The 24,241-nt window shown below is 71.5% G+C and carries 22 protein-coding genes and 1 pseudogene; 4 read left to right on the forward strand and 19 right to left on the reverse strand.

The annotated features are described in order from the left end of the window. Positions 1–492: 492 nt before the first annotated feature. From zwf to ACFZAU_RS37300, 4 genes are all read right to left on the reverse strand, one after another. Positions 493–1,950 (reverse strand): glucose-6-phosphate dehydrogenase, encoded by a 1,458-nt coding sequence (gene zwf, locus ACFZAU_RS37285; protein ID WP_500555885.1) that lies wholly within the window; start codon positions 1,948–1,950, stop codon positions 493–495. Between the two features lie 7 nt (positions 1,951–1,957). Further along, positions 1,958–2,989, reverse strand: coding sequence for a phosphogluconate dehydrogenase (NAD(+)-dependent, decarboxylating) (gene gnd, locus ACFZAU_RS37290; RefSeq protein ID WP_499604041.1), 1,032 nt, complete (start codon positions 2,987–2,989; stop codon positions 1,958–1,960). A gap of 279 nt (positions 2,990–3,268) precedes the next feature. Further along, positions 3,269–3,886 carry a hypothetical protein gene (locus tag ACFZAU_RS37295; RefSeq protein WP_500555886.1) on the reverse strand — a complete coding sequence of 206 codons (618 nt, stop codon included), beginning with the start codon at positions 3,884–3,886 and terminating at the stop codon, positions 3,269–3,271. A gap of 332 nt (positions 3,887–4,218) precedes the next feature. Further along, positions 4,219–5,307 (reverse strand): DNA polymerase III subunit beta family protein, encoded by a 1,089-nt coding sequence (locus tag ACFZAU_RS37300; protein WP_500555887.1) that lies wholly within the window; start codon positions 5,305–5,307, stop codon positions 4,219–4,221. 220 nt (positions 5,308–5,527) lie between these two features. On the opposite strand from ACFZAU_RS37300, the gene ACFZAU_RS37305 reads away from it, so the two are divergent. Then, positions 5,528–6,379 (forward strand): endonuclease/exonuclease/phosphatase family protein, encoded by an 852-nt coding sequence (locus ACFZAU_RS37305; RefSeq protein ID WP_500555888.1) that lies wholly within the window; start codon positions 5,528–5,530, stop codon positions 6,377–6,379. Here ACFZAU_RS37305 and ACFZAU_RS37310 read toward each other — a convergent pair whose 3' ends face one another. From ACFZAU_RS37310 to ACFZAU_RS37340, 7 genes are all read right to left on the reverse strand, one after another. Next, on the reverse strand, positions 6,380–7,264 hold the full coding sequence (locus ACFZAU_RS37310; RefSeq protein WP_500555889.1) for a metallophosphoesterase family protein: 885 nt from the start codon (positions 7,262–7,264) through the stop codon (positions 6,380–6,382). It abuts the gene before it with no gap. Between the two features lie 73 nt (positions 7,265–7,337). Next, positions 7,338–7,787, reverse strand: a complete 450-nt coding sequence (locus ACFZAU_RS37315) for an LppU/SCO3897 family protein (protein ID WP_500555890.1) — start codon at positions 7,785–7,787, stop codon at positions 7,338–7,340. A 531-nt stretch (positions 7,788–8,318) separates the two neighbouring features. After that, positions 8,319–8,909, reverse strand: a complete 591-nt coding sequence (locus ACFZAU_RS37320) for a DUF308 domain-containing protein (RefSeq protein ID WP_500555891.1) — start codon at positions 8,907–8,909, stop codon at positions 8,319–8,321. A 44-nt stretch (positions 8,910–8,953) separates the two neighbouring features. Then, positions 8,954–10,573: a DUF6351 family protein gene (locus ACFZAU_RS37325; protein ID WP_500555892.1), complete on the reverse strand. Its 1,620-nt coding sequence runs from the start codon at positions 10,571–10,573 to the stop codon at positions 8,954–8,956. 526 nt (positions 10,574–11,099) lie between these two features. Then, positions 11,100–11,774: a GAP family protein gene (locus tag ACFZAU_RS37330; RefSeq protein WP_500555893.1), complete on the reverse strand. Its 675-nt coding sequence runs from the start codon at positions 11,772–11,774 to the stop codon at positions 11,100–11,102. Positions 11,775–11,991: 217 nt separating this feature from the next. Further along, complete coding sequence (locus tag ACFZAU_RS37335) at positions 11,992–12,954, reverse strand: glycine-rich domain-containing protein (RefSeq protein ID WP_500555894.1); 963 nt, start codon at positions 12,952–12,954, stop codon at positions 11,992–11,994. Positions 12,955–13,151: 197 nt separating this feature from the next. Further along, on the reverse strand, positions 13,152–13,640 hold the full coding sequence (locus ACFZAU_RS37340; protein WP_500555895.1) for a hypothetical protein: 489 nt from the start codon (positions 13,638–13,640) through the stop codon (positions 13,152–13,154). A gap of 617 nt (positions 13,641–14,257) precedes the next feature. Between ACFZAU_RS37340 and ACFZAU_RS37345 the strand changes: the two genes are divergently transcribed. The 3 genes from ACFZAU_RS37345 to ACFZAU_RS37355 are packed head-to-tail and all read left to right on the forward strand — an operon-like array spanning position 14,258 to position 15,492. Beyond that, entirely contained in the window at positions 14,258–14,806 is a 549-nt protein-coding gene (locus ACFZAU_RS37345; protein WP_500555896.1) for an RNA polymerase sigma factor, read from the forward strand. After that, positions 14,803–15,300 carry a transmembrane transport protein gene (locus ACFZAU_RS37350; RefSeq protein WP_500555897.1) on the forward strand — a complete coding sequence of 166 codons (498 nt, stop codon included), beginning with the start codon at positions 14,803–14,805 and terminating at the stop codon, positions 15,298–15,300. Before ACFZAU_RS37345 ends, ACFZAU_RS37350 begins: the two co-directional genes overlap by 4 nt. A 51-nt stretch (positions 15,301–15,351) precedes the next feature. Beyond that, positions 15,352–15,492: a hypothetical protein gene (locus ACFZAU_RS37355; protein WP_500555898.1), complete on the forward strand. Its 141-nt coding sequence runs from the start codon at positions 15,352–15,354 to the stop codon at positions 15,490–15,492. A 229-nt stretch (positions 15,493–15,721) separates the two neighbouring features. On the opposite strand, the gene ACFZAU_RS37360 is transcribed toward ACFZAU_RS37355, so the two are convergent. From ACFZAU_RS37360 to ACFZAU_RS37395, 8 genes and pseudogenes are all read right to left on the reverse strand, one after another. After that, the gene (locus tag ACFZAU_RS37360) at positions 15,722–16,447 is read right to left on the reverse strand and encodes a hypothetical protein (RefSeq protein ID WP_500555899.1); all 726 of its coding nucleotides are present in this window, start codon (positions 16,445–16,447) and stop codon (positions 15,722–15,724) included. A gap of 151 nt (positions 16,448–16,598) precedes the next feature. Then, positions 16,599–16,748, reverse strand: coding sequence for an alpha/beta fold hydrolase (locus ACFZAU_RS37365; RefSeq protein WP_500555900.1), 150 nt, complete (start codon positions 16,746–16,748; stop codon positions 16,599–16,601). Between the two features lie 123 nt (positions 16,749–16,871). Beyond that, positions 16,872–18,037: pseudogene (locus ACFZAU_RS37370) on the reverse strand (metal-dependent hydrolase family protein). A gap of 353 nt (positions 18,038–18,390) precedes the next feature. Then, on the reverse strand, positions 18,391–18,663 hold the full coding sequence (locus ACFZAU_RS37375) for an acyl carrier protein (protein ID WP_500555901.1): 273 nt from the start codon (positions 18,661–18,663) through the stop codon (positions 18,391–18,393). Between the two features lie 12 nt (positions 18,664–18,675). Continuing rightward, a complete protein-coding gene (locus tag ACFZAU_RS37380; protein WP_500555902.1) occupies positions 18,676–18,831 on the reverse strand; it encodes a hypothetical protein in 156 nt (51 codons plus the stop codon). Further along, the gene (locus ACFZAU_RS37385; RefSeq protein ID WP_500555903.1) at positions 18,828–20,423 is read right to left on the reverse strand and encodes an acyl-CoA ligase (AMP-forming), exosortase A system-associated; all 1,596 of its coding nucleotides are present in this window, start codon (positions 20,421–20,423) and stop codon (positions 18,828–18,830) included. Before ACFZAU_RS37385 ends, ACFZAU_RS37380 begins: the two co-directional genes overlap by 4 nt. A gap of 109 nt (positions 20,424–20,532) precedes the next feature. After that, a complete protein-coding gene (locus ACFZAU_RS37390; RefSeq protein WP_500555904.1) occupies positions 20,533–21,540 on the reverse strand; it encodes a TauD/TfdA family dioxygenase in 1,008 nt (335 codons plus the stop codon). Positions 21,541–21,564: 24 nt separating this feature from the next. Further along, the coding region (locus ACFZAU_RS37395; protein ID WP_500555905.1) for a Pls/PosA family non-ribosomal peptide synthetase at positions 21,565–24,241 on the reverse strand (2,677 nt) is incomplete at its 5' end.

Genomic DNA, 24,241 nt, shown 5'->3' on the forward strand with positions numbered 1-24,241 from the left:
TGCACGGTGTCGCGGGAGGTCACCGCGAACGGGGGGCCGCGTCGAGTACCGGGCGTGGCAGGCGCATCGGCGCGCTCGCGAGCAGGCCCGGCGGCCCGAGACCGGCAGGCCGGCCTGTCCCCGGCTGGCGGCCCAGGTCACTGCCTGGCTGGCCGACCGGTGGTCGCCGGACAGTGGGACACCGCCTGCCAAGCACTGTCCCACCCGTTCTCGCAGGTCAACCAGTTAACCCACCTACTATGTGCCTATGTCGCCGGGGTTTGTGGCAAGGCCGGTGCCGATGAGGCAGCCGGTGATGATGGTGGGTCGGTACTGGATCTGGCGTAGGCCTCGGCGGACTGCGATGACCAGTTGCGTGTAGTCGGCAAGGGCGATGTTGGCCAGGCTGGTGCGTCGCAGGCTGGACCAGATCCTTTCCAGGGGTTGAGGTCGGATGCGTAGGCCAGCAACTGGAACACGCCACCGTACGCCGGGCAGCCGGACGCCTGCCGCTCACTTCCGGTGCGGAAGGCTCCAGTGGTACGGCGCGATCAGCCGGCGGACGCTGTCCGGGCCCCAGGATCCCGGCGCATACGGCTCGACCGGCGGCGGGTTCTCCAGCAGGGGCGTCGACGCCTCCCACAGGCGCTCGATGCCGTCCGAGCGCGTGAACAGCGACTGGTCGCCCAGCATCGCGTCCAGCAGCAGGCGCTCGTAGCCCTCCAGCGCGTGCAGGGAGTTGAAGGACTCCGCGTAGCTGAAGACCATCTCCGCCCGGCTCAGGCGCATGGCCGGGCCCGGGTCCTTCACCAGGAACGAGGCCGTGATCCGGCCCGGGTCGTCGAAGTCGATCACCAGCGCGTTGCTGCGGGCCCCGGCGTGGCCGCGCGCTGCCAGCGGGAACATGCGCAGGGCCGGCTCCCGGAAGCCGAGCGTCACGACGTGCCGCGCCTCGGCCAGCGACTTGCCCGAGCGCAGGTAGAACGGCACCCCCGCCCAGCGCCAGTTGTCGATGCCCACGCGCAGGGCGACGAACGTCTCGGTGTCCGACCTCGGGTCCACGCCCGGTTCGGACCGGTACCCCTCGTACTGCCCGCGGACGACATGGGCCGGGTCCACGGGCTGCAGGGACTCGAAGACCTTCTCCTTCTCGTCCCGCAGGGACTGCGCCTGCAGCGCCGTGGGCGGCTCCATGGCGATGAATCCCAGCAGCTGGAAGAGATGCGTGACGATCATGTCCCGGAACGTGCCGGTGCCCTCGAAGAACTGGGCGCGGCCCTCGATGCTGATGCTCTCCGGCACGTCGATCTGCACGTGGCTGATGTGGTCGCGGTTCCAGACCGGCTCGAAGAGGCCGTTGGCGAAGCGGAGGGCGAGGATGTTGTCGACCGACTCCTTGCCGAGGAAGTGGTCGATGCGGAAGACCCGGGACTCGTCGAAGACGGCGTGGATCGACGCGTTGAGCGCGCGGGCGGAGGCGAGGTCGGTGCCGAAGGGTTTCTCCACGATCACCCGGGCGTTCCCGGCCAGGCCGCTCGCCCCGAGCGTCTCCACCACGGAGGTGAAGGCGCTCGGCGGCACCGCCAGGTGGAACAGGCGCCGCGGGCTGCCCCCGATGGCCTGCTCGGCCTCCTGCACGGCCGCGATCAGCGGCCCGGCGGCGCCGGGGTCGCACGCGCCGAACGACAGCGCGGCCTCGAACTCCTCCCACGCCCGGCCCTGGGGCTTCGACCGGCCGAACTCGGCGACCGCGTCCCGCGCGTGCTTGCGGAACTCCTCGTCGCTCAGCGTGCTCTGGGCCGGTGCCGAGCCGACGATCCGGTAGCGGGCCGGCAGCAGTCCCGCCTTGGCGAGGTGGAACAGCCCGGGCAGCAGTTTGCGGCGGGCGAGGTCGCCGGTCGCGCCGAACAGCACCACGACGTGGTCCTCGGGGACCGGGCCGTGACTGGGGGAGGGGGAAGCGTGGGACATGGCGGCCTCACCCGGTCTTCTCGGCGTGGCCGCCGAACTCGCCACGCATCGCGGACAGCACCTTGTCGCCGAACTCGCCGAGTCCGCGCGAGGCGTACCGCTCGGCGAGCGAGGCGCTGATGACGGGCGCGGGCACGCTCTCGTCGATCGCCGCCTGGACGGTCCAGCGGCCCTCCCCTGAGTCCGAGACCCGGCCGGTGAACTGGTCCAACTGCGGTGAGCGGGCGAGCGCGTCGGCGACGAGGTCGACCAGCCAGGAGCCGATCACGGAGCCGCGCCGCCACACCTCGGCGACCTCGGCCACGTCGATCTCGTACTGGTACGCCTCGGGTTCGCGCAGCGGCGCGGTCTCGGCGTCGACCGTCCTGCGGCCGAGCCCCGCGTCCGCGTGCCGGATGATGCTGAGGCCCTCGGCGATGGCGGCCATCATCCCGTACTCCACCCCGTTGTGGACCATCTTCACGAAGTGGCCGGCGCCGCTGGGACCGCAGTGCAGGTAGCCCTCCGGCGCCGTGCCGTCGGTCCGGGTCCTGCCGGGCGTGGGCTCGGCGTTCCCGCGGCCGGGGGCGATGGTGCGGAAGATGGGGTCCAGCCGCGCCACCGGCTCGTCCTCGCCGCCGATCATCAGGCAGTAGCCGCGGTCGAGCCCCCAGACGCCGCCGGACGTCCCGCAGTCGACGTAGTGGATCCCCCGGCCGGCGAGCTGCCGGGCGCGGGCCATGTCGTCGCGGTAGTAGGAGTTGCCGCCGTCGATGACGGTGTCGTCGGCCGCCAGCAGGGCGGTCAGTTCGTCGAGCGTCGACTGCACGACCCCCGCGGGGACCATCAGCCACACGTTCCGCGGGGGTGCCAGCTTCGCCACGAAGTCCTCGAGGGAGGCTGCGGCCGTGGCCCCCTCCTTCTCCAGTTCCAGCATGGCGTCGCGGTTGAGGTCGTGGACGACGCAGGGATGGCCGTCGCGCATCAGCCGGCGCACGAGGTTGGCGCCCATGCGGCCGAGGCCGATCATGCCGAGCTGCACGGGTGAGTCGGTGGCCATCGTCGGTTCCCCGTTCCTCGGCGGCCTCCAGCGGGCCGAAGTCCTGTCCGCCCACGCCTCAGGGCGGTCCTTGGAAATCTACCCATTCGTGGCATTCGGGGCGATGGCGGGACGACGTGCCGCCGGCCGGAGTGCGACGGGCGAAGCCGGTCGTGACCTGCGGTGTCCTCGCCTGCCGGAGGCTCCGGCGGGTTGCGCCGTACCGGTGACGTTCCTGTCGTGCCGCCCGGGGGCGGGCAGGGCGGTGTCCTCGCCGCCGCCCCGCCCGGCGGGCGCGCGTCAGTGCGCGACGGAGCAGTTCCGCCAGGCCGTGGCCAGGGCGCGGGGGATCTGCGGGATGGCGCGGCAACCGCCCTCGCTCGGGGGGAAGCCGTCGGTGGCGACGTAACTCCAGTCGCCCCCGGAGGCGGCGCGGAAGTACTTCATCGCGCTCCCCTCGTCCTGCAGGCCCACCAGCTCGCCCTCGGTCGCGCCCCGGGTGGGCTGGAACTGCGTGGCCGCGTAGCGGACGGTGCCGCACTGGCCGTAGAAGAACCGCTGCGGCTCCGGCTCGATGTGCGCGAAGCGCGGGAAGCCGCGCTGGTACGCCCGCGTCACCGCGGCCTTGACCTCCCCGCCGGCGGCCAGGTTGCGGCAGCCGGGGACGGAGGCGGGTGCCTTCCGCGTGCCGGCGGTGGAAGGGGACGAGGACGTCGGGGTGGCCGGCGGGACGGAACGGGAGGGCGACGCCGAGGGAGTGCCGCTCACCGAGGCGCTTGCGGATGCGCTCGCCGACGCCTCCGCCGGGGCCGACGCGCTCCGCGCGGGCGAAGCGGCCGTACGGGCAGCGGGGTCGGAGCCGGAGGAACCGGTGCACCCCGTCAGCAACAGGACCCCGCCCAGCAGTGCAGCAGCCATGGGGACACCTCTGAATCCGGACAACGTGACGCTCCTCGCTGGTTGACGAACCTCGTGCGTACGGCCTCGGCCGACGGAGGCGCTGATCGCTCGCCTCTCACTACTACGCCGCGGCACCGCCGGGTTGCACAGGAGGCCGGATCGACGGTTGCGATTTCGCATACGCCCACACGGTGCGGTGATGTGCCGGGACCGGCGGACGGGCTCCGGGCAGCGTGGCCCCGGGGTCACCATCGGCAGCGCGATCGGGGCCCGCTGCCGAGCCGGTGGTCGTCGTACCACCCGCCTTCCGGACGGTGGTACGACGACCACCGTCCGGAAGGCGGCCAGGGTCACGCGTCCAGGCGGACCGGCATCAGGAGTGAGAACGTGCCGTCGGCGTCCGGGTGGCGGATCGCCAGGGGGGCCGTAGGGGCGCCGAACTCAAGGACCAGCCGGTCCGGGGCTCCGGCGGCGAGGGCCTGGAGCAGGTACTCGCGGTTGACGGCGACGTCGTCCGGGCCCTCGTCGCCGTCCCCGCACACCCCCACCGAGCCGTCGGCCGCCACCGTGAGCACGCTGATCTCCGGGGACTTCCCGTCCTGCTCCCGCACTTCGCCGGCGCGGACCGGACCGGTCTCCAGCACGGTACGCAGCGCCGGGACCTCGACGGGGACACGGCGTCCCTCCGGCAGGCGCACGATGCGGCGGTAGTCGGGGAAGTCGTGGTCGAGGCAGCGACCGGCCGCCTGACGGTCCCCGGCCGCCAGGGTCACACGGTCGCCCTCGACCGTGAACTCCACCGGCGCGTCACCGCCGGCCAGCAGTGCCCGCATGGCGTCGGCGAGCGGCGACGGCACGAGGACCTGCCTGCGGGGACCGCCGTGACCGGTGACGGCGGTCCGCGCGACCGCCATCCGGTACCGGTCGGTGGCGACGACCTGGAGCGTCCCGTCCTCGACGTCGAACAGGACACCTCCCAGCACGGGCAGTTCGGGATCGGTGCCGGCGGCGAAGCGGACCGCGTCCAGCGCGGCGGCCAGGGCGGACGCGGGGACGGTCAGGCGGACGGCGCCGTCAGCGACGGGAGTGGACATGGGGTTCTCCTTGCGGTCGAGTAGGGCCCGGATCGCGGAGAACTCGGCGCGGGCGTCGGACAGCCCCCGTTCCAGACGGCGCAGTTGCGCCTCGAGCAGCTTCCGGACGAGTCCGGTGTCCTCGCCGGACCAGCCGGCCAGCACCAGGCGGACGTCCGCGAGCGGCATGCCGGTCCTGCGCAGCCGGGCCAGCAGCCTGGCCTCCTCGAGCTGTTCGGGGCCGTACCAGCGGTAGCCGCTCGACGGGTCCACCCGGGTCGGGACCAGCACCCCTGCGGTGTCGTAGAACCGCAGTGCGCTCACTCCCAGTCCACTGTCCCGGGCCAGCTCACCGATGCTGCGCATGTCGTTCTCCACACCCGGGACTCTGCCCCCTCCACCAGGTCGAGGGTCAACCTGCCTTCCCGGCCGGGCTCCAACCAGACGCGCAGGTCGGAGGGTTGAACGGGGCGTGACGTCCGGCACCGGGGAGGGGAGGCGTTCTTCATCTGCCCGTCACGCGTCCGCCAGGAGCCCCGACCACGATCGTGATCGTTCCTGTCACCGTCCCTGGAGGACCTTCGTCATGCTGCGCCGGACCGTGTCCGCACTCGCCGTCGTCTTCGCGCTCGCCGCCACCACCACCGGCACCGCCGCCGCCACCACGGGCAAGGCCCCGGCCGCCGAGGGCCGCGGCGCCCGCGTGCTGGACGTGATGACGTTCAACATCCACCACGCCCAGGGCACCGACGACGTGCTCGACGTCCGGCGGATCGCGGACGTCGTCCGCCGCAGCGGCGCCGACGTGGTCGGCCTGCAGGAGGTCGACAACCACTACTCCGCGCGCAGCGACTGGGCCGACCAGGCCGCCGACCTCGCGAAGCTGCTCGGCTACCACGTCGTCTTCGGCGCCAACATCGACAACGCGCCCCCGGCCGGCAGCGACCACCGGATCCAGTACGGCACCGCGATCCTCTCCCGCTACCCGATCACCGCGTCGGAGAACACCTGGCTCTACAAGTCGCCCGGCCAGGAGCAGCGCGGGCTGCTGCACGCCACCTTGAACGTGCGCGGCAAGTCCGTCCAGTTCTACTGCACGCACCTGGCGGCCAGCTCGCAGACGGACCGCCTCCAGCAGACCCCGCAGATCGTCGACCTGATCGGCGACAAGGAGCCGGCCGTCCTCGTCGGCGACTTCAACGCCCTGCCGGCCGCCCCCGAGTCGCAGCCGCTGCAGTCCCGCTACACCGACGCGTGGGCCCGTTCCGCACACGGCCGGGGCGACGGCGCGACGTACCCCGCCGAGGCCCCGACCGAGCGCATCGACGCCATCTACACCACCCGCGACGTCAAGCCGCTGGTGACCCGCGTGGTGCAGGCCGACCCCACGGCCTCCGACCACCTGCCGCTGGTCAGCAAGGTCCTGGTCACCCCCTGATCAGGAGCCGGGGCCCAGCCGCTGCACCACCGAGCGGAGCTGGTCGGGGTCGAGCTCGTACACCGTCTCGCCCGCCCGCGGGTCGCGCGCGTGCAGCACGTGGAAGAGCGGGGCGTACGGGCCGCCGAGGTCGACGAGGGTCGCCGAGGCGCCGCGTACCGCCCGCTCGGTGCCCTGCGGGCCGGTGAGGTCGATGCGGCTGAGGACCCCCGGCGTCACCCACACCGGGACCGGGCCGAGGTGGCCGAAGAGCTGCAGGTGGAAGTGGCCGCACAGGACGAGCCGTACGTCCGTGCCGCGCAGCGCGTCCGCCAGCGCGGCCCCGTCCTGCAGCCCGAGGGCCTTCTGGGTCGCCACGTCGAGGGTGACGGGCGGGTGGTGGAGGACCACCACCGTTCCGTGCGGGGCGGGTTCGGCCAGCACCTCGCGGAGCCAGCCGAGCTGACGCGGGCCGACCCGGCCGTACACCTTGCCGGGGACGAGCGAGTCGAGGGTGACGAAGCGGTGCCCGCCGATCACGCTGACGGCCGCCCGCTCGCCCTCCGGGGAGTCGACGACGGCGGTCGCGAGGTCGCCGCCGTCGGCTCCCAGATGGCCGCTGCCCAGCACCTTGGCGAACGCGCCGCGCTCGTCGTGGTTGCCGGTGCAGAACACCACGGGCGCCGGCCGGGCCGCGGCGAACTCCCGCACCATGCCGCGGGCGGCGGTGTACGCCTCAGCGGAGCCGTCGTCGGCGACGTCACCGCTGACGACGACGGCGCCGACGTCCGGGACGGAGTCGAGGGCGGCGAGCATCCGGCGCAGGGACTCCCGCGCGTCGATCCCGCGCGAGTTGGGCCCCTCGACGGGGCCGATGTGGATGTCGGACAGGTGGAGGATCCGCATCCCGACCACGGTACGCATCGCCTGACGCGACGTCACCGGGGCCGGGAGGCGGCTCAGCGGTGGCCGGGCGTGTCTACTTCAGCCGTTCGAGGCAGAGCGTGAAGTCCCGGCCGGAACCGCCCTGGGTGTAGCGGCTGTACTGCTCCTCGCAGGTCCCGTCCGTCCCGGACTGCCGGTCGGCCACCTTGAACTGGGCTTTAGAGTCGCCGCAGTCCACGATCTCGAACTCCGGGTCCCCGACGGAGATCACGCCCGTGGCCGCCGCGTTCCCAGCGTGCAGGCAGTCGCCGGCGTCGGCGGTCGCGGCGCCCCCGAACCAGGTGGTGTAGCCGCCGTAGGCCACGACCCCGATCACCACCACGCTGAGGATTCCCTTGAGTACGCCCTTGACGCTCCGGGGGCGCCGGGGCGCGGGCGCCGGCGGGCCGGGCACGCTGTACGGGTTGCCGCCCTGGGTTCCGTACGGGGTGGGCGGCTGCTGCTGCGAGTACGGGTTGCTGCCGGGCGGCGGCGGAGTGGTCATCTCGGTTCCCCCTGGGGTGCGTAAAGGCAAGGTCAAGTGGCCGGTGGAAGCTATCACCGGGAACGGGTCATGTGGCCAGGAGAGGGAAATCTGTGGCCTTGGCGTGACAGTCGGCAGCGCCGGCAGTCGCCAGGAGTGCCGCCGGCTCGCGATCCTCACGGCCTCCGCCGTCCTGGCGACAGGGGGCGCACTGATCCCCACCACGGCGTTCGCCGCCCCCGCATCCGCACAGACGAGCGCCGTGTCCACCCTGGCGCCCCACCAGAGACCAGGACCGCCGGTTACGGCGGCGACAGTGACTGCCGGGCGTACGACTACGAGTACTGGGAGTGCACGGACTACCACTCCACGGATTCCTACGGCTACAAGGGTCCTGGGTGTACGACTGAGCCGACGACGCCCGGAGACACACGGGTTCCGGCCCGGCGGTGGGAACCGCCGGGCCGGAACCCGTTCTCGGTGCAGGGCGTTCGACGGCCTTGGTGTCCCTTGCGGGATCGACGCGGGCCGGTGACGGAAGCCGTGCGACCGTCAGGCGGCTCGGGTGCGCAGCCGGCGGCTCTTCCAGCCCAGCAGCAGGGCCTGGAGGATGAACCACACCCCGCCGCCCGTGGCGTACGTCGACAGCACGTCGAGCGAGGGGTCGTCGCCCACGGCCTGGACGTTGTAGAACACACCGACCAGGAAGGACAGTCCGCCCGAGATCAGGGTCGGCCACTGGTTGCCCAGCTCGGAGCCGCGCCGCCGCAGGCCGACGACCACTTGGGCCGCTCCGGAGACGACCGCCCAGGCGCCGAACACGTGGAGCACGGGTTCCACGCCGCCCGCTCCGGCGATGCCGACGGCGAGGGCGGCGCAGGCGCTCAACACGCCGTTGAACGCTGTGACCCGGCGCTCGGAGCCGTCGGGGGTGGCGCGGTGGTCGATCAGCGAGGACACGGCGTCGATCAGCGGGTAGACGACCAGCAGCGTGATCGCCGGGGCATCGACGGAGTCATGGGCACCGGCGAACACCAGGGCCCACACCACGGCCAGGACGCCGCGGCCCAGGTACAGCCTCAGCAGGGAGGAACGTTCCCCCGTCGTTCTCCGGGTCGGGGGAGTCGCCGTCTGCGTACTCATGGTGTTCGGCCTTTCTCGGTCGGGTCGGACGGGTGGTGGCGGTGTCAGTGCCGGCGCGGGAGGACGCACCGGAAGCTGGAGGCGATGTCCGGGTCTCCATGACCCTTGTAACGGGACACCTCGGGGTAGCCGCACAGGTCACGGGTGACGCTCTTGCCGGAGGCGCCGACCAGGGTGGCGGGCAGCGTCTTGGGGGCCTTGCCGTGCTCGACCCAGGCGGTCAGCGCGGCAAGGCCGTCGGCCGAGCCGTCGCTGCCGTTCAGACCGCAGTGGTCGGTGCCCGGGGCGAGGAAGAGGCGGTAGAAGTCGTCGACCCGCTTGGCGCCGCCCATCTTCCGCTCGACCCGCTCCCGGTACGCGACGGTGCCCTGGGCGGGGATGAACTGGTCCGCCAGGCCGTGCCAGGTCAGCAGTTTGCCGCCGGAGGCGCGGAAGCCGGACAGGTCGGGGTCGTCCGTGCCGATCACCTTGTCGTACTCGGCCCGGGACTGCTCGAACAGCTGGGTGAACTGACGGTAGGTGATCTTCGAGAGGTCGAAGGAGGGGTCCTTCTCCAGCCAGAGCCGGACCCACGCGGCGGGTACCGGGAAGGGGTTGCCCTTGACGGTGCCGTCGGGCTCGGTCGTGGTGGCCGCGAGGCCCTTGAGGTCGGCCCCGACCGGGACGCCGGACCACAGCTTCCTGCCCGAGGCGGTGTGCGGGCCGTCCCAGATCTTGCGCACCACCGCCGCGTCGGCCGCCGTGATGGTCAGCTCCTCGCCGTGGCACACGACCTTGGTGCCGATCAGCTTGCGAGGGTCGACGTCGCAGCGCTCCGGGTCGTTGACCAGGCCGTCCCTGACACCGTCGAGCGAGTCGCAGGCCTTGACGGCGGCGTTGGTGAACGCGTCCAGTTCACAGTCGGCCGGGTAGGTCTTCTCGTTGTTCATGACGACCTGCGGCCACAGGGTGGCGACCTCGAACTCGTCCCAGTTGACGGCGGGCGCGTCGGCGAGGATGCCGTCGTAGTCGTCGGGGTAGCGCTGGGCCTCCATGTAGCCCTGGCGTCCGCCGGTGGAGCAGCCGGTGAAGTAGGCGTAGGCGGCGCGCTTGCCGTAGACCGCGCCGACGACCTCCTTGCCGACTACCGCCGCCTCGTGCTGTGAACGGGAGGCGAAGTTCTTCAGCGGAGCGGTGTTTATCCCGCCCTCGCTGTTCAGCGCCCAGCCGACGTCGAGGGCGTCACCGACGCCGGCGTCCGTGGTGGTCGCCGCGTAGCCGGTCTTGACGGCGGTGCCCATCCCGACACCGTTGTCCCCGGCGAGGTAGGCGCTGCCGCCGAGCGCCTGGAAGCGGCCGTTCCAGCCCTTCTCGGGCAACCAGGTGGTCACCGTGGCGCGGTCGTCCTCGCCCGGGTGAGTGAGGGTGACGGTCACCTTGCAGAAGGCCGGGACGCCGGTGACCTCGCCCTGCAGGATGCCGGTCCCCTTGATGGTGCCGCCCGGGTCGCGGACCGCCGTCACGGCCTCCACCTCGGTACCGGCCGGGGCCGGCACCGGCATGGAGGCGCAGGTGGACGGTGCGGCCGAGGCGGGAGTGCGGCTCTCCGCCGAAGCGGTCGGCAGGTACACCGCCGCGACCAGCGGAACTCCAGCCGCGATCACCGCCAGAAGTTTCTTCTTCATCGTTTTCACATCCGCTGAATAGGTGCGCGCCCGACTGCGGCGACACATGTGCGCAACCACACGTCGAGAAGGGTGAGGGTGGGCCTCCGGGCCGGCTGCCCCGTGACCTCGGTTGATGCCCCGGGACGTCCTCGGGGCACCAGGGCCGACAAGAACGTATCACCGGTTAAGGGGGTGACGAAAGTGCGGCGATGCGGTGCGTCGATCCGCTGCGAGCAACTCGCCGACGTCGCGGACCGATATGTCGACTTCGCGCACAAGAGGACCGGCGCCGACGGCGGCGCGACGCCGGATGTGCGACCCACGCGGTGGGCGCGCTGCGCGGCAGCAAGGGCATGACCGTGCCGCCCGACGCCATGCCGACCGGCCGGGCCGACGCGATCGAGTGGTTGCGGCGCACCGGCGACGCCGGGACGTGGCCCGGCGGGCTCCGCGACGGCCGCGTCACCAAGTGCCCGGGCGGCCGGCCGTGTGCGTGGCTGGACCCGAATCCGGATTCGGGCCTGCGGGGCCTCGCAGCGGGGCCTCAAACCAGGCCGCTGATGCCGTCCCCCAGGAGCTTGAGGCCGAGGACGAGGAACAGGACGGCCATGACGGCCGCGTTGTGCCGGGCGGCCTGGTCCCGCCAGCCCGCGAGGATGCCCTTGGCCCGTTCGCCCATGCACAGGTACACGGCGAGCGGGGCGAGGACCCCGAGCGACGCGATGACCACGAAGACGGCCAGCGCCCCGATCTGCTGCGGCACGGGGATCCCCGACGAACTGATGGAGGCGCCGGCGGCGATGGTCAGCGGGGCGTTCTTGGCGTTCGCGGCCGAGAGCAGCAGCCCGAGGCCCAGCACCTTCGGCGGGGTGAAGCGGTCGATCGCCGCCATCCACGCGGGCAGCCGCGCCTGTGCGGGGTCGCGTGGACGTCCCCGCCACTGCCGTGCGGCGAACAGGAGGAGCAGGACACCCAGCGCCAGCTTGAGCGCCCCGACCCACGTGGCCGGCCGGTGGGACGTGGACGCCCCGCCCGGACCGCCCACCGCCAGCATGATCGCACCGAGGACGGCCAGGCCCAGGAGCCAGCCGACGGCGAACAGCGTGCCGTTCAGCCGTCCCTGCGGGGTGGCCAGGATCAGGATGATCGCCACGATGGGGAGCGGGCTGACCGCGACACCGGCGGCCAGGCCGAGCACGTCGCCGACGGCGTGCCCCAAGGCGGCCTCCTCGAAGGCGCAGAGTTCACCTGCCCGTGCCCCTGCGCGCCGCGACGACAGCGTGGTTGTGCGCGCCGGCCGGGCTCACGAGTCGATCCTGGGGCGGCCGCGACGCGGCGGCTCGGTGATCGTGCCGTACGGGTGACCGGCGGACCCGATGTCGGCTCACGGTGGGGAGGGCCCGGCGCCCCGGGCGATGCGCCGGACCCTCCGCGGTCTACCACCAGATGACGACGTATCCGGGGCCGCCGGGCAGGCCTTCTCGCTCGTTGGGGGGAGCGTGAGGGGCGCCGTTGCCGCCGATGCCCGCGCCCGGTGGCGCCGGGATGATGCCGTCCACGGCCGGACGACCACCCAGGCCCGGAATGCTGCCCCCGCCGGCCCCGCCGACTGCACCTTGCCGGACCGTGCCCTGGCCGGGGCAGGAGCCGGTGCCGCCCGTGCCGCCGGCATTGCTCGTGGAAGCCAGGCCGCCCTGTGCCGTCACGACGCCGCCGAGACCGTTGTCCACCGTGCTGGGCGCGCCTGGCTGGCCGTTCGCGTTCTCGGGTCCGCCTGCTCCTCCTGTGCCGATGTCCACCGTGACCGGTGTGCCCACCTGGACGGGGAGGACGCACCAGACGAAGCCCCCGCCGCCGCCGCCCGGTCCGGCGTTGACGTCACTTCCCGCACCTCCTCCGCCGGCACCCCATGCCTGGACGAAGACCGAGGTGACCCCGGCGGGCGGCACGAATTGACCGTCGTTGGGGAAGTCCACCAGGCCGTGGGCCGCGGCGGTTCCGGGCGGCCCCTGCGGTCCGACGGGTCCCTGAGGGCCGTCGGGACCGACGGGTCCCTGCTGTCCGGTCTCGCCCTGGGGACCCGCCGGGCCGGCGGGACCGACGGGGCCCTGCGCTCCCGGGGCTCCGGGTGGCCCAGGAGGCCCGGGCAGGCCGGGTGGGTCGGGTGGCCCGGGAATCCCGGGGCGCCCCGGGTGCCCGTGGTACCCCGGGCGGCTGGGGCAGTACCCGGGAAGGTAGGGGAGCAGCAGGCACGGGTCGGCGAGGGCGGTTCCAGCGCCGGGCTTCACGAGTGGGGCGGCGCCTGCGTCGGCGCTCCCCGCATGCGCGGCACCTGCCAGAGCACCGAACGCCAGGGCCACGCCCGCTGCCATCGCCCACACCGTCCGAGATGTGGCCATTCCGGACAACACGTCACCTCCAGGAAAGGGTCCGCTACGGGCGGCAGCTGCCGGCGTCGGCAGAGAGAAGCCGTGGTGGACAGCGGCGAGCCCTCAGCAAGAATCACCCTGTGTGACGCGACGTACACATCAGCAGGCCGACCGGGTGACCCGGCGTGTGGAGCCGGTCGGGAGCCGGAGCGTCAGGAGACGGCCCGTCACGGAGCCGGAACGGTACGGCGCGTGACCCAGAAGCGACGGAGGGCCCAGGCGGCGCCGAGTACGGCGCCCGCCCAGACGATGATCTCGGCGGCGAGGATCCCCGGCGTCACGGTGAGGTGCGGCCGGGGTGGCAGGACGACCATTTGCGTCGCGGCGCCCACGGGAACCACCAGGGCAGCGAGCAGGCCGACCAGTCCGGGCCTCCTGATGGCCGCCCCGATCACTCCCAGGGCGGGCCCGAGGAAGACGCAGACCGCCAGCCAGACGACGATCGCCGACATCGCATCGGTGCCGGCGGCCGACTCCGTCACGAAGTAGCCCACCGTGGCCGAGAACAGAGCCGACATCGCGGCCGCCACGCCGCGGCCCCATGACGCACCGAGCCAGCCCGCCGCCACCCCGAGCGCCGCCCAGCACCAGCCCGCGTCCATCAGAAGACCGAGCACCTTGGCGGCTTTGGCCAGGCCGGTGCCGTGCAGCGGCATCCCCCACCGCGTGTAGGGCGACGAGATGACGTTCGCGAGCGCGGTCGCCGCCCCGAACAGCAGGCCCAGCAGCAGGCTCCCCGCTGTGATCCTCGTTCGGCGAGGCTAGCGGGCGTCCTGCCCCGTTCGCTCTCAATGCCGCCGATTCATGGGCCTGTTGAGAGGGGCGAGCGTGCCGCCGGCGGCCGGCCGGAGTGTCCCGTGGAGCGCAAAGCGCCCGCCTCCACCGCTGGGACGGGCGCTTCGGGTGGGCCGGGCCCGTGCCGATCGAGCCGACGGCCACCGCGCAGCACGGCCGATCACCGTGCTGACGCAGACTGCCCTGTCATGCAGCCTGCACCCACGGAGACCGGACAGCCCGCAAGAATGTGGCAACGAAGCACGCAGCCGGGCGTTCTGACGGCTTTGTCGTCATCGGCGCCTCCGTCGAAACCGCCGTCGGCGCCCTGTTGAGCCGGCGGATCACCATGTGCACCGCGTCCGCGATCGGCAGCGGCTTCTGCGCATCCCGAGCGGTCAGTCCGCGCAGTCGCACGCTTTCGGTGCCAGGTCCTGTGAACCTTTCTCCGCCGGATGCCGACTGTCTTGGTGACGGGGACGCAGGACAGGGAGGTGCGGTGAGCGGGGACGGGCGACGCGACGGTCTGCTGGTGGTGCGGTGCCAGCTCGGGGAGCGGGAGGCGTTCCTCGAGCTGGTGCGCCTGTGGCACGACCCGTTGTGGCGCTACGTCCGGGGCATGGTCGGCTCGGCGCACCTGGCGGACGACCTGGTCCAGGAGGCGTGGGTCGCCGTGGTGCGCGGGCTGCCGCGGTTGCGGGAGCCGGAGAGGTTCGCTCCCTGGCTCTTCACCATCGCCCGGCGCGCGGTCGCCGATCACCTTCGCCAGGTGTACCGGGCGTCAGAGGTGCCCATGGAGGAGCCGGGCACCGGCGTCGATGACGACGAGCGTCTCGGGGACGTGCTGACCAGGATGCAGGTGGAGGCCGGCCTCAGCGGGCTGCCGCCCTTGGAGCGTGAGGTGTTGATCCTGTTCCATCTTCAGGATCTTCCTCTGGCCGCTTGCGCGGAGGTGCTCGGCGTACCGCCCGGCACGGTCAAGAGCAGGCTGCACCGCGCCCGCCGCATGTTGCGGAGCGTGCTTGCCGAGAGGGGAGACGAGGCATGAGTGAGCAGGACCCCGCAGCCCGGCGGGATGTGCCGAGGGAACTCGAGCGCGCGCTCGCCGCGGAGGCCTCGCTGGGCTCCCGGATGCGCCACGTGGCGGTGGGACTGGCGGGAGCGTCCGCGGCGGCACTGGTCGCGTTGCTGTGGGCCACCGAGCCGGATCCCCTTCCCGCGCGCACCCGGGCCGCCTTTGCCGCGCTGATCGCCGTCGGGCTGGCCTGGGCCGCCTTCGCGGGCTGGGTGCTGAGCAGGCGCCGGCCCCTGTTCGCCCGGGACCGGGTGCTGGGGGCGTGGCTCGCCCTCCTGGTCACCGTGGTGACCGGCGTGGCGGGGACGGCACTGGCCGCGGCACGCGTCACCGCGGCCGGAACACTGGCCACTGCCTCGACGGGTGCCGTCCTCGTCGCCGCGGCGGCACTTGTCCTCGTCCGGGCGCAGCGCCGCCGTCGCGAACTCCTGCGGCTACGGGACGCGCTACGACGGGAAGCTCCCTGAGACCCCTGAAGTGCGTCCGCCCCTACTCGTCGACACGCCAAGGAGGCTGTCGTGCAGCGCAAACTCCCTCCAGTCGGTCCACTGGCTCTCGTTCTCAGGCGCGGCGGCGCGGGAAGGGGCACCGTCCTGGTGATGGCGGCGCTGGTGTGCACCGCCCTGCTGACCGGGATCGGCCTGCTGCTGACCGGCTGAGCCCGGCACTCGCCGCTGGTGGCCGTCCGCACTCTGCGCTACCGGCACGCAGGCGCGCGCTGCGCCGGGACCGGATAGGAGTCGGCGCCTTCCCGCCCCATGCGGCAGGCCGGGTGACCCTTCAGGGGCGTTCCTGGCCTGACCGACATGAGACGTCCGAGGCCGTCCACCGGACGCATTCCGGTCGGCGAATCCATCCGGCGAAGTGGAGCCGCCGGCAGGGGGCGGCCTAGCGGGTGCCCTCGACGACGACGTCGTGGTCGGCGCTGAAGATGACGACCTTCTCGATCCGGTCGCCGTCGAGGTGAAGGGTTTCGGATCCCCGTGCCGACTTGCCGCCGGGGAACCCGAAGTCCCAGACCCAGTGGATGAATTCCCGGTTCTGGAAATGGCTCACGAGCCGGCCGTACAGGGGCGGGGCCTTGCGTTGCACCACGCTGATGTAGTCGTTGACGGCCTCTCGCCCGACGAACAGGTCGTCGGGTTCCATGAGCGCGATGCTCTCCGTGTAGATGTCCTCCATCGCTGCGGCGCGCTCGGCCTGGTCCGGGATCATCCAGACCTCGAGGTGCTTGGCGATGAGGACGCGGGCGTGGTCCGAGCCACCGGTCAGGGTCAGATGGAGCCGGGAGATCCGTCCGTCCGGGTCCAGGGTCGCGGCGACGCGGCCGCTCCCGGTGCATCCGTCGCCCCGCGGGTCCAGGCCGGCCTGGCTCCACGTGCCCGCGAGGGATCCGTCCGTCTGCTCCGTGGCCGTCCAATGGATCCGGAACCCGGCCCACTCGGCCGCCTGCTCCCGGTGGAATTCGAGGGCCGGCTCCAGGCCCTGGACCATCTCCCCGCTGTGCATCACCAGGACGTCCTCGGCGAAAACCTCACGGAGGCCGTCGAGACCGGCCTGGCCACCGGATGCCGAGTTCACCATGTCGAAGTATCGGTCAAGCGCTGTCGTCACGCGTGCTACCCACTCTGTTGCTTCTCGATCTGCGCGATTACCCATCGAGCACGGCGGCCCCGCAGGATTTCCCGCTGTTCCGCCGCAGGCCCACCAGTGAGACGAGCCGGCTCGGAGGGATGTGACGACAGCGGAGGGCCCGCATGGGCGCCTACCGGCGGTTCCTCGCCGCAGCGGTGGCGCGGTAGGGGGCGAGGAAGTCCGTGAGCGCGGCGAGCAGTTCCTGTGGGGCCTCCTCGGCGACCCAGTGGCCGCTGCCCGGGATGACTAGGGACTGCACGTCGTCGCCTGAGAGCCTCATGGTGGTCGCCACTCCCTCACCGACGCTCTGCGCTCCGCCGATCGCGAGGACGGGGACGGGGACGGCGGCCTGGGCCGTACCAGACGTCCGTTGGCCTGGCGTCGCCCGCGGGGGACCGCCGGTTCACCGCACGCGGATGCCGGCGCGGAACACCGCCCGTACGTCGACGACGGCCTCCGGGTCGTCCACCGGGTTGCCCCCGACGACCAGTACGTCGGCGTCGGCGCCCGCGGCGATCCGGCCCTTGCGGCCCTCCAGGCGGCACAGGCGGGCCGCCGAGCTGGTGACGGACCTGAGCGCGTCCAGCGGGGACACGCCCAGCCGGGCGAGGTCGGACACAGCGTGGGGGAGCACGTCGTGGGGCTTCATGGGCCCGATGCCGGCGTCCGAGCCGATGACGACGTTGGCGCCGTGCTTGTGCAGATCGCGGTACGTGTTCAGGAGGGCTTCGGCGAACGCGGCCACGGACGGGGGCATGCGCAGGGCTTCGGCGGGCTCCATGCCCAGCGTCAGGCTGACGAAGGTCCCCTTCCTGACGATCGCGTCGATGAGACCGGGGTCGTGGTCGATCCCGTCGGCGGTGAGGAAGGAGACGTGCTCGACGCTGTCGACGCCGGCTTCCACCGCGTCGCCGATGGCCTGGACGCCGTGGGCGTGGGCGGCCACCGGCAGGCCGAGGCGGTGCGCTCGTCCACGACGGCACGCAGGTCGTCCAGGCTGTACTGGGACGCGTGCGGCGGTACCGACCCGGGTGTCATGTGGCCGCCGCTGGCCATGATTTTGATGACGCCGCAGCCGCGGGCGTGCCGCCGGCGGACGGCGGCGCGGAGCGCCTCGGTGCCCTCGACCTCACCGCCGAAGAAGTGGCAGTGCCCGCCAGGCGTGGTCAGCGGAGGGCCCGCCGTCAGGATCTCCGGTCCCAGCTCCGGGCGGGCGGCCAGTTCCTCCACGAGGTCCAGCAGCAGGTAGTCGCGGTCGCCGAGGTCCCGCACGGTGGTGATACCGGCCATCAGCGCGGAGTGCGCCGCGCCACGCATGTGCGTCAGCAGGTCGCTGTCGGAGTTGGAGATCAGGGACGTCACAGCGTCCGGGCCGGCGTCGAAGGCGAGGTGCACATGAGTGTCGATCAGGCCGGGCAGCAGGCAGGCCGAGACACCGAAGTCGATGACCTCGCTGCCGTCGGCGGGCAGCCGGGCCGAGCACGGCGCGGGCCTGCGCCTCGGCTTCCGACTGAACGCCGAGCGGGATGTGACCAGCCGGTTTGCCGGGCCACAGAAATGGGAGCACATACTCTTTGTTGGCGGGCCACGGGCGAGGCCGCCACTCGTGGGGCAGGTAAAAGGACGTCCGCGTGGCCGCGGCCGCGCGGCACAGCTCGTCCAACGGGGTCGGCAGACGCCGCCGGAACTCTCCCGCCACAGCGCCAGGTCCTCGGCGTACACGCCGGACTGGTCCACGGTCCCCGGCACCGGAGGCTGCGAGCTGGCTGCCACACCTCCATCATGACCGCGGGACACACATGGGCACGGAGGATGAGGCGTGCGGCGAGGAGATTGCCTCGACCAGCGGCAACCCGGGCGGCGTCGTCCAGGATGACGCGCACGATCTGGCTCACCTCGCGGTGGCGGCCGGCGCGCGGCTCTCAGCCCACCTTGGACTCCACGAAAGCCGCGAGCTGTCCGAGGGTGTCGAAGGTCTGACAGATGATCTCGTCGATCTCGATCTCGATCCCGAACCGTTTCCGCAATGCGACGATGAGCTTGACGACGCTGAGCGAGTCGAGTTCGGGAAGGTGGCCGTACAGTCCCGTCTCCGGCTCGAGCTCGTCGGCCAGGTCCTCGATGTCCAGCGTCACCACCACGACGGCCTTGACGTCCTCGAAAATCGCCTGCGAGATCTCTGGCGAGCGAGTCATGCTGGCTTCTCCTCATCGGTCGTGCAGACCCGGCGGCCTGCGATGAAGACCGGAGTGGCACCGGCGCGCCCAGCGGGCCACCCCGACCGGGAGGCTGCCGATGCGGAGCCTGCCGCCGGTGATCGCGAACCGGCTGATCGTGGGGTGCGCGTAGGCACCTGCGGTCACGCGGGCTCCTGGGGGCGGGAGGCGGTGAGCTCGTGGCGAAGAAGCGCCCGATCGAACTTGCCGTTCGGAGATCGGGGCAGGACACCACGGACCACCACATCGGCGGGCACCATGTAGCCGGGTAGTTCATGCCGCAGGCGTGCGGTCAGCGCGGCCGGGTCGAAGCCGGCGGGATCGCAGGGTGTCACGACCAGGACGACCCGGTGGCCAAGTGCCTTGTCCTCGAGGCCGAGTGCGACGGCATCGTGGACCAGGCCGGTCTCGTACACCACTTCCTCGATCTCCTGCGGGCTGACCCGGTACCCCGACGTCTTGATCATGTCGTCGCGTCGTCCGACGAAGTACAGGAAGCCCTCCTCGTCGCGGACGACGACATCGCCGGACCAGACCGCCAGCTCGGGCGTACACAGCTCGGCCGGGCGGTTCGGCGGCGGCCGGAACCTCTCGGCCGTGCGTTCCGCGTCATTCCAATAACCCGACGCGACGAGCGGGCCTCGGTGCACCAGTTCACCCGGCTCTCCCGGACCGCACAGGCCGCCGTCCTCCCGGACCACGAGGATCTCGGCGTTCGGGATGGCCTTGCCGATCGAATCCGGCCGCCGGTCGACCTCCCGGGGATCGAGGTAGGTGGAGCGGAACGCCTCTGTGAGGCCGTACATCAGGTACGGCGTGGCGTTCGGGAACATCGTTCGCAGTCGTTGCAGGGTGACGCGCGGGAGCCGCCCCCCGGTGTTCGCGAAGTAGCGCACCCCGGTCACGGCCTCCGACGGCCACGTCTGCGCTGCCAGTTGGATCCACAGCGGCGGTACGCCCACCAGCCCGGTGATGCGGTGTTCCGCACACGGCCGGACGACATCACCCGGCAGAAGGTAGTTGGCGAGCACCACATGGGCACCGACGCAGAAGCCGGTCGTCAGTTGACTCAGTCCGGCGTCGAAGCTCAGCGGGAGGACGGCCAGGATTCGGTCCTCCGCCGTGTTGTCCAGGTAAGCGCTGACGCTCTCCGCGCCGACCACGAGATTGCGGTGCGACAGCACGACGCCCTTCGGGGCCCCGGTGCTCCCCGACGTGTAGAGGATCGCGGCCACATCCGTGTCGACGCCGCCCGCCGGAGGACACGCGGACTGGCTCGCGGGCTCGGCGACCTTCGACCAGGGGAGCACGCGGTAAGGGGTTTCCGTGTCATCGGCGAGCGAGTCGCCCAGCACGAGGACGTGGGAGAGCGACTCGCAGGCGGCGAGCTGGGCGCGAAGGGTGTGCAGCCGGTCCGTGGAGGTCACCAGTACGCGCACGGTGCAGTCGTCGAGGATGTGCCTCACTTGCCCGGCCCGCAGTACGGGATTCACCGGGACGAACACACCACCGGCCCGCGAGCAGGCGAGCAGCGCCACGACGGTCTCGATCCTCTTGTCGAGGAAGACCGCGACGCGGTCGCCACTACTGAGGCCGAGGTCGCGCAGTCCGGCGGCCGCGAGCTCCGTCCGCTCGTGCAGATCGGTGTAGGAGATCGTGGTCGTCCGTGCGGTCAGGGCGGGCCCGCCGGAGTTGCGTTGGGCGGACCTCGCAACGAGGTCCGGCAATCGGGTGATCATTGCGGCGGACTACTTTCTCTCGACTCTTTCCTGGCGGCCCGGGGAATCCCACTCCTGTGCCCTGCGCCGGCTGGTCCCCGAGGGCGAGCGTTCGTACGGGGGGACGTGGTCATCCGGCGTTCACCTTGACGGTCGGCGAGCAGTCGGCCAGGCGTACCGGGTCGACCATCCCGACCAGGACTTCACGCGGCCCGGTGAAGGGCTCCCTGCTGTGCGCGCTGCGGACGTTGTCGACGAGCATCAGATCGCCCGCCTGCCAGAGCTCCCGCATGGTGTTGGCCTTGTACGTCTCGTTGAGCAACTGCACGACGTCCTCGCCTATCGGGTCGCCGCCCCCGAACCGGGTGGTGAACGGCAGCCCCTCCGCGCCGTAGGTGTCGACGAGGAACTCGTGCACTTCGGGGTCGAGCGTCCACTCGTTGAGGAAGGCGATCTGGTTGAACCAGCAGCGCTGACCGGTGACCGGGTGCCGTACCACCGCGCTCCGGCGCTGCCAGGTGCGCAATCCTCCATCGGATCGCCACTCGGACTCGATGGCATTGGCGTGGCAGTAGCCCTCGATCACGTCACGGTCCTCGGTGCCGAATGCCTCTGCGATCGACGTCCCGATCTCCTCGTTGTAGTTGCGGACGAGCATCCAGCCCTCCCGCTCGAGCCGTTCGACGAGGTCACCGGGCAGCGCGTCGAGCACGGCTGTCGAGTCCGCCACACCGGTCGCCCCGCCCTCGACGGGTGCGGACAGGCACGCGAAGAGCATCAGGCCGGGGAACTCGAGCCGGTAGCTCAGTTCGTGGTGCATGCACATCGGCTGGCTCGGCGGCCACTTCGAGGAGGAGTACACGCCCTCGGCGTAGGTCTGCCGGGAGGCGAAGGCCTCTCTCTCGGTCATCGGACCTGTGCCGGCCAGCTGGTGGAAGACGGCGACGGTCTCGGCCGCGTCGCGCAGCCCGGGGCCGCGGATCAGGACCGATCCGTGCTCGGCCACCACCGCGCGCAGCGCCGCGCGGTTCTCGGCTGCCCAGCGCACCGCGTCGTCGGCAGGAGCGGTGTGGAGGACCGGCGGTTTGCCGGGTTGCAGGTCCACCTCGGGCAGCGCCGTCCGGGAAGAGATCGACATCTCATTTCTCCTTTTCGCCGGGTGTCAGTCGCCGTGGACGGGCACGGCGGCGCCGTCGCGGCGGCTGATCGTGCCCACCTGAAGGTCGGCCGACCGCCCGCGCATCTCCTTGGCCGGGTTCCCACCCCACAGCGCGTGCGGTGGCATTTCCTCGCCCTTCATGAGGAAGGAACTGGTGGCAAGCACCGCGCCGTCGCCCATCGTCACGCCGTAGTGGACGAATGCGCCGACACCGAGCGTGCAGCCGGCACCGATCACGATGCCGTCCGACTTGAATCCTCCGTCCTCCTGCGAGTGACACTGCATGATGGTGTCCGCATTGAAGGTGCAGTCGTCCCCGATCGTGGTGAACGACCGCTCGGGCACGCTGAGGCCGTCGTCGAAGACCCGGCGGCCGATCCGCATACCCAGCAGCCGCCAGATCACGTTCTTGAGCGGGGTGCCGTTGAAGACGAGGACATAGGCTAGGGAGCTCACTTTCCAGAAGCGTTCGTGCCGCCAGAAGGCTTGGTCGTAGATCGAGCAGCCCTGCGGCCGCAAGGCCTGCAGCGGCCGGACCAGCCGGTCGACCAGGACGTTGTAGGCGACGGTGAGGACGAAGGCCCCGGCGGTGGCCAGCGCGAACGCGAGCGCGCCCAGGGAGGCCCAGAGGTCGATGGCGGCCAGGTAGAGCACTGTGACGACGAAGGCGAGGATCCAGCGCACCAGCAGGAACAGCGCCATGCTGATGGTGTTGTAGATGTTCTTGGCCCCGAGGCGGCGGCGCACCTCGTCCTTGCTCTCCACCTTGAGCCGCTCGTCACGCTTGACCGACCGGGGGATCTCGAAGCTCGGCGCGCCCAGTAGGCCCACGCCTTGCCGTGTGTGCCCGTCGACAGGAACCATGACCTTCGTCGCGAGCAGGCAGTTGTCGCCCGTCTTGCCCTGTGCGGAATAGGCGATCACGTTTCCGAGGAAGTTCTCCGCCCCGATCGACACACGGGACAGCCGGAACGACGTGTTCGAGAAGTCGGCGTTGATGACGGACAGTCCGTCCGCGGCCATCGTTCCGCTGCCGACCGCGCTGAGGAACGGGGTGTCGTGCTTGACCATTTCGCCGAAGTTCGAGCCGGTCTGCCGCACGTCGTGAAGCTCGTAGCCCAGCCAACGCAGGTAGTGGACGATGTACGAGGTGCCACCGAAGAGCGTCATGTGGAACCTGCTGTTGCTCGTGCGGGCGATCGCGCGGTGGATCCAGTAGTGGAACCCGTACAGCGGGTAGACCTCGTCCGGCTTGATGAAGAGGTTCAGCACGCGCGGAACGGCTCCCACGAAGACGAGGCTGACGAGCAGGGCGCCGAAGAAGAACACGGCGGATACGACCAGCGCGTTGTCGCGGTAGAACGCGCCGCTCGTGAAGGAGAGCGGTCCCGCGTCCAACAGCGTGACGAGCTGCGGGACCTTCGTGAGCGCGAGGACCACGATGACGAACGCCAGCGGCGTACCCACCAGAAGCAGGTTCACCAGCTGCACGGTCGCGAAGACGCACCGTCGCCGACCGCTGACGTCCATCGTGGGGACCCGCTGACAGTCGACGTCGGCCGGCTCCGCGGGGGAGCCGTGCCAGCGCTCCCCGTCGGGCACGGTCTGTCCGGCGTGCAGCGCTGAGGAGTGCCCCAGCTGGGACCCGTCACCCAGCGAGGTCCAGATGTCGAGCACCGTCATCTCCCCGACGAGCGCGTCCTTGCCGATGCTTACCGCGCCCGTCTGGATGATGCCGTTGTGGGCCCGGTAGCCGCTGAACGACGCATCCTTGCGGATCACCGTGCCGTTGCCGATGCTGAGCAGGTCGGTGCACACGGGCAAGGACCTGGAGAAGACGACGGCGCCACGACCGACCTTCGCGCCCAGCGCCCTCAGGTAGAGCACGTAGAGCGGTGAACCGGCGAACAGCGCCATCGGGTTCCGCTGGACCAGGGTCTTGACGAGCCAGAAGCGGAAGTACGCCATGCTCCAGACGCGGATCTGCTGCGGCTTCCACCGGCCGATGAGCACCCACTTGACCAGGATCGGGAGGGCGCAGAGGCCGACGAACATCGCGCCGCCGTACGCGACCGCCCGCAGGTAGATGTCGACCGGGTCCGGGCCGGCCGAGACCCATTCGTAGCCCTTCACCGCGACGATTGCGGTAAGGGCGGGGTAGCCGAGGAGGAACAGGAGCTGCAACGCCCCGCAGAGGACGAACTCGGCGTTGCGCGCCCGCCTCGGCGGCTCTGTGGGAGCCGCCGGAGTCGCCGGCTGCGAGGCGGGCCTGGCCTTGGCGTCGGGTTCGGTGTGGGTGAGGGCGGCTGCGAGCGTTCGGACGGTGGGGTGCTTGTAGACGTCCGGCATGGATACCGTTGGTAGGTCGGCTTGTTTGCGTGCTCGGGCGCAGAAGCGGGCCATCAGCATGGAGTCGGCGCCGAGGTCGTTGAAGAAGTGGCTGTCGACTGATACGTGTTCGGTGTGCACGATGTCGGCCAGGACTTCGGCGAAGCGTCGTTCGCATAGGGCGAGAGTGGCTGGGTTGCCGGCCGGTGCGGCGGTCAAGGCGTCGTTGGTGAGGGCGGCTGCGAGCGTTCGGATGGTGGGGTGCTTGTAGACGTCCGGCATGGATACCGTTGGTAGGTCGGCTTGTTTGCGTGCTCGGGCGCAGAAGCGGGCCATCAGCATGGAGTCGGCG

The organism is Streptomyces sp. NPDC008238 (assembly GCF_042956445.1).
GTDB lineage: Bacteria > Actinomycetota > Actinomycetes > Streptomycetales > Streptomycetaceae > Actinacidiphila.

Bases quoted from the DNA above. Each gene is read 5' to 3' on its own strand.
- ACFZAU_RS37390 (WP_500555904.1), bottom strand. From the start codon at position 21,540: ATGTCGATCTCTTCCCGGACGGCGCTGCCCGAGGTGGACCTGCAACCC.
- gnd (WP_499604041.1), bottom strand. From the start codon at position 2,989: ATGGCCACCGACTCACCCGTGCAGCTCGGCATGATCGGCCTCGGCCGC.
- ACFZAU_RS37350 (WP_500555897.1), top strand. From the start codon at position 14,803: ATGAGTGAGCAGGACCCCGCAGCCCGGCGGGATGTGCCGAGGGAACTC.
- ACFZAU_RS37295 (WP_500555886.1), bottom strand. From the start codon at position 3,886: ATGGCTGCTGCACTGCTGGGCGGGGTCCTGTTGCTGACGGGGTGCACC.
- zwf (WP_500555885.1), bottom strand. From the start codon at position 1,950: ATGTCCCACGCTTCCCCCTCCCCCAGTCACGGCCCGGTCCCCGAGGAC.
- ACFZAU_RS37375 (WP_500555901.1), bottom strand. From the start codon at position 18,663: ATGACTCGCTCGCCAGAGATCTCGCAGGCGATTTTCGAGGACGTCAAG.
- ACFZAU_RS37305 (WP_500555888.1), top strand. From the start codon at position 5,528: ATGCTGCGCCGGACCGTGTCCGCACTCGCCGTCGTCTTCGCGCTCGCC.
- ACFZAU_RS37310 (WP_500555889.1), bottom strand. From the start codon at position 7,264: ATGCGGATCCTCCACCTGTCCGACATCCACATCGGCCCCGTCGAGGGG.
- ACFZAU_RS37385 (WP_500555903.1), bottom strand. From the start codon at position 20,423: ATGATCACCCGATTGCCGGACCTCGTTGCGAGGTCCGCCCAACGCAAC.
- ACFZAU_RS37335 (WP_500555894.1), bottom strand. From the start codon at position 12,954: ATGGCCACATCTCGGACGGTGTGGGCGATGGCAGCGGGCGTGGCCCTG.
- ACFZAU_RS37365 (WP_500555900.1), bottom strand. From the start codon at position 16,748: ATGAGGCTCTCAGGCGACGACGTGCAGTCCCTAGTCATCCCGGGCAGC.
- ACFZAU_RS37315 (WP_500555890.1), bottom strand. From the start codon at position 7,787: ATGACCACTCCGCCGCCGCCCGGCAGCAACCCGTACTCGCAGCAGCAG.
- ACFZAU_RS37320 (WP_500555891.1), bottom strand. From the start codon at position 8,909: ATGAGTACGCAGACGGCGACTCCCCCGACCCGGAGAACGACGGGGGAA.
- ACFZAU_RS37325 (WP_500555892.1), bottom strand. From the start codon at position 10,573: ATGAAGAAGAAACTTCTGGCGGTGATCGCGGCTGGAGTTCCGCTGGTC.
- ACFZAU_RS37340 (WP_500555895.1), bottom strand. From the start codon at position 13,640: ATGCCGCTGCACGGCACCGGCCTGGCCAAAGCCGCCAAGGTGCTCGGT.
- ACFZAU_RS37300 (WP_500555887.1), bottom strand. From the start codon at position 5,307: ATGCGCAGCATCGGTGAGCTGGCCCGGGACAGTGGACTGGGAGTGAGC.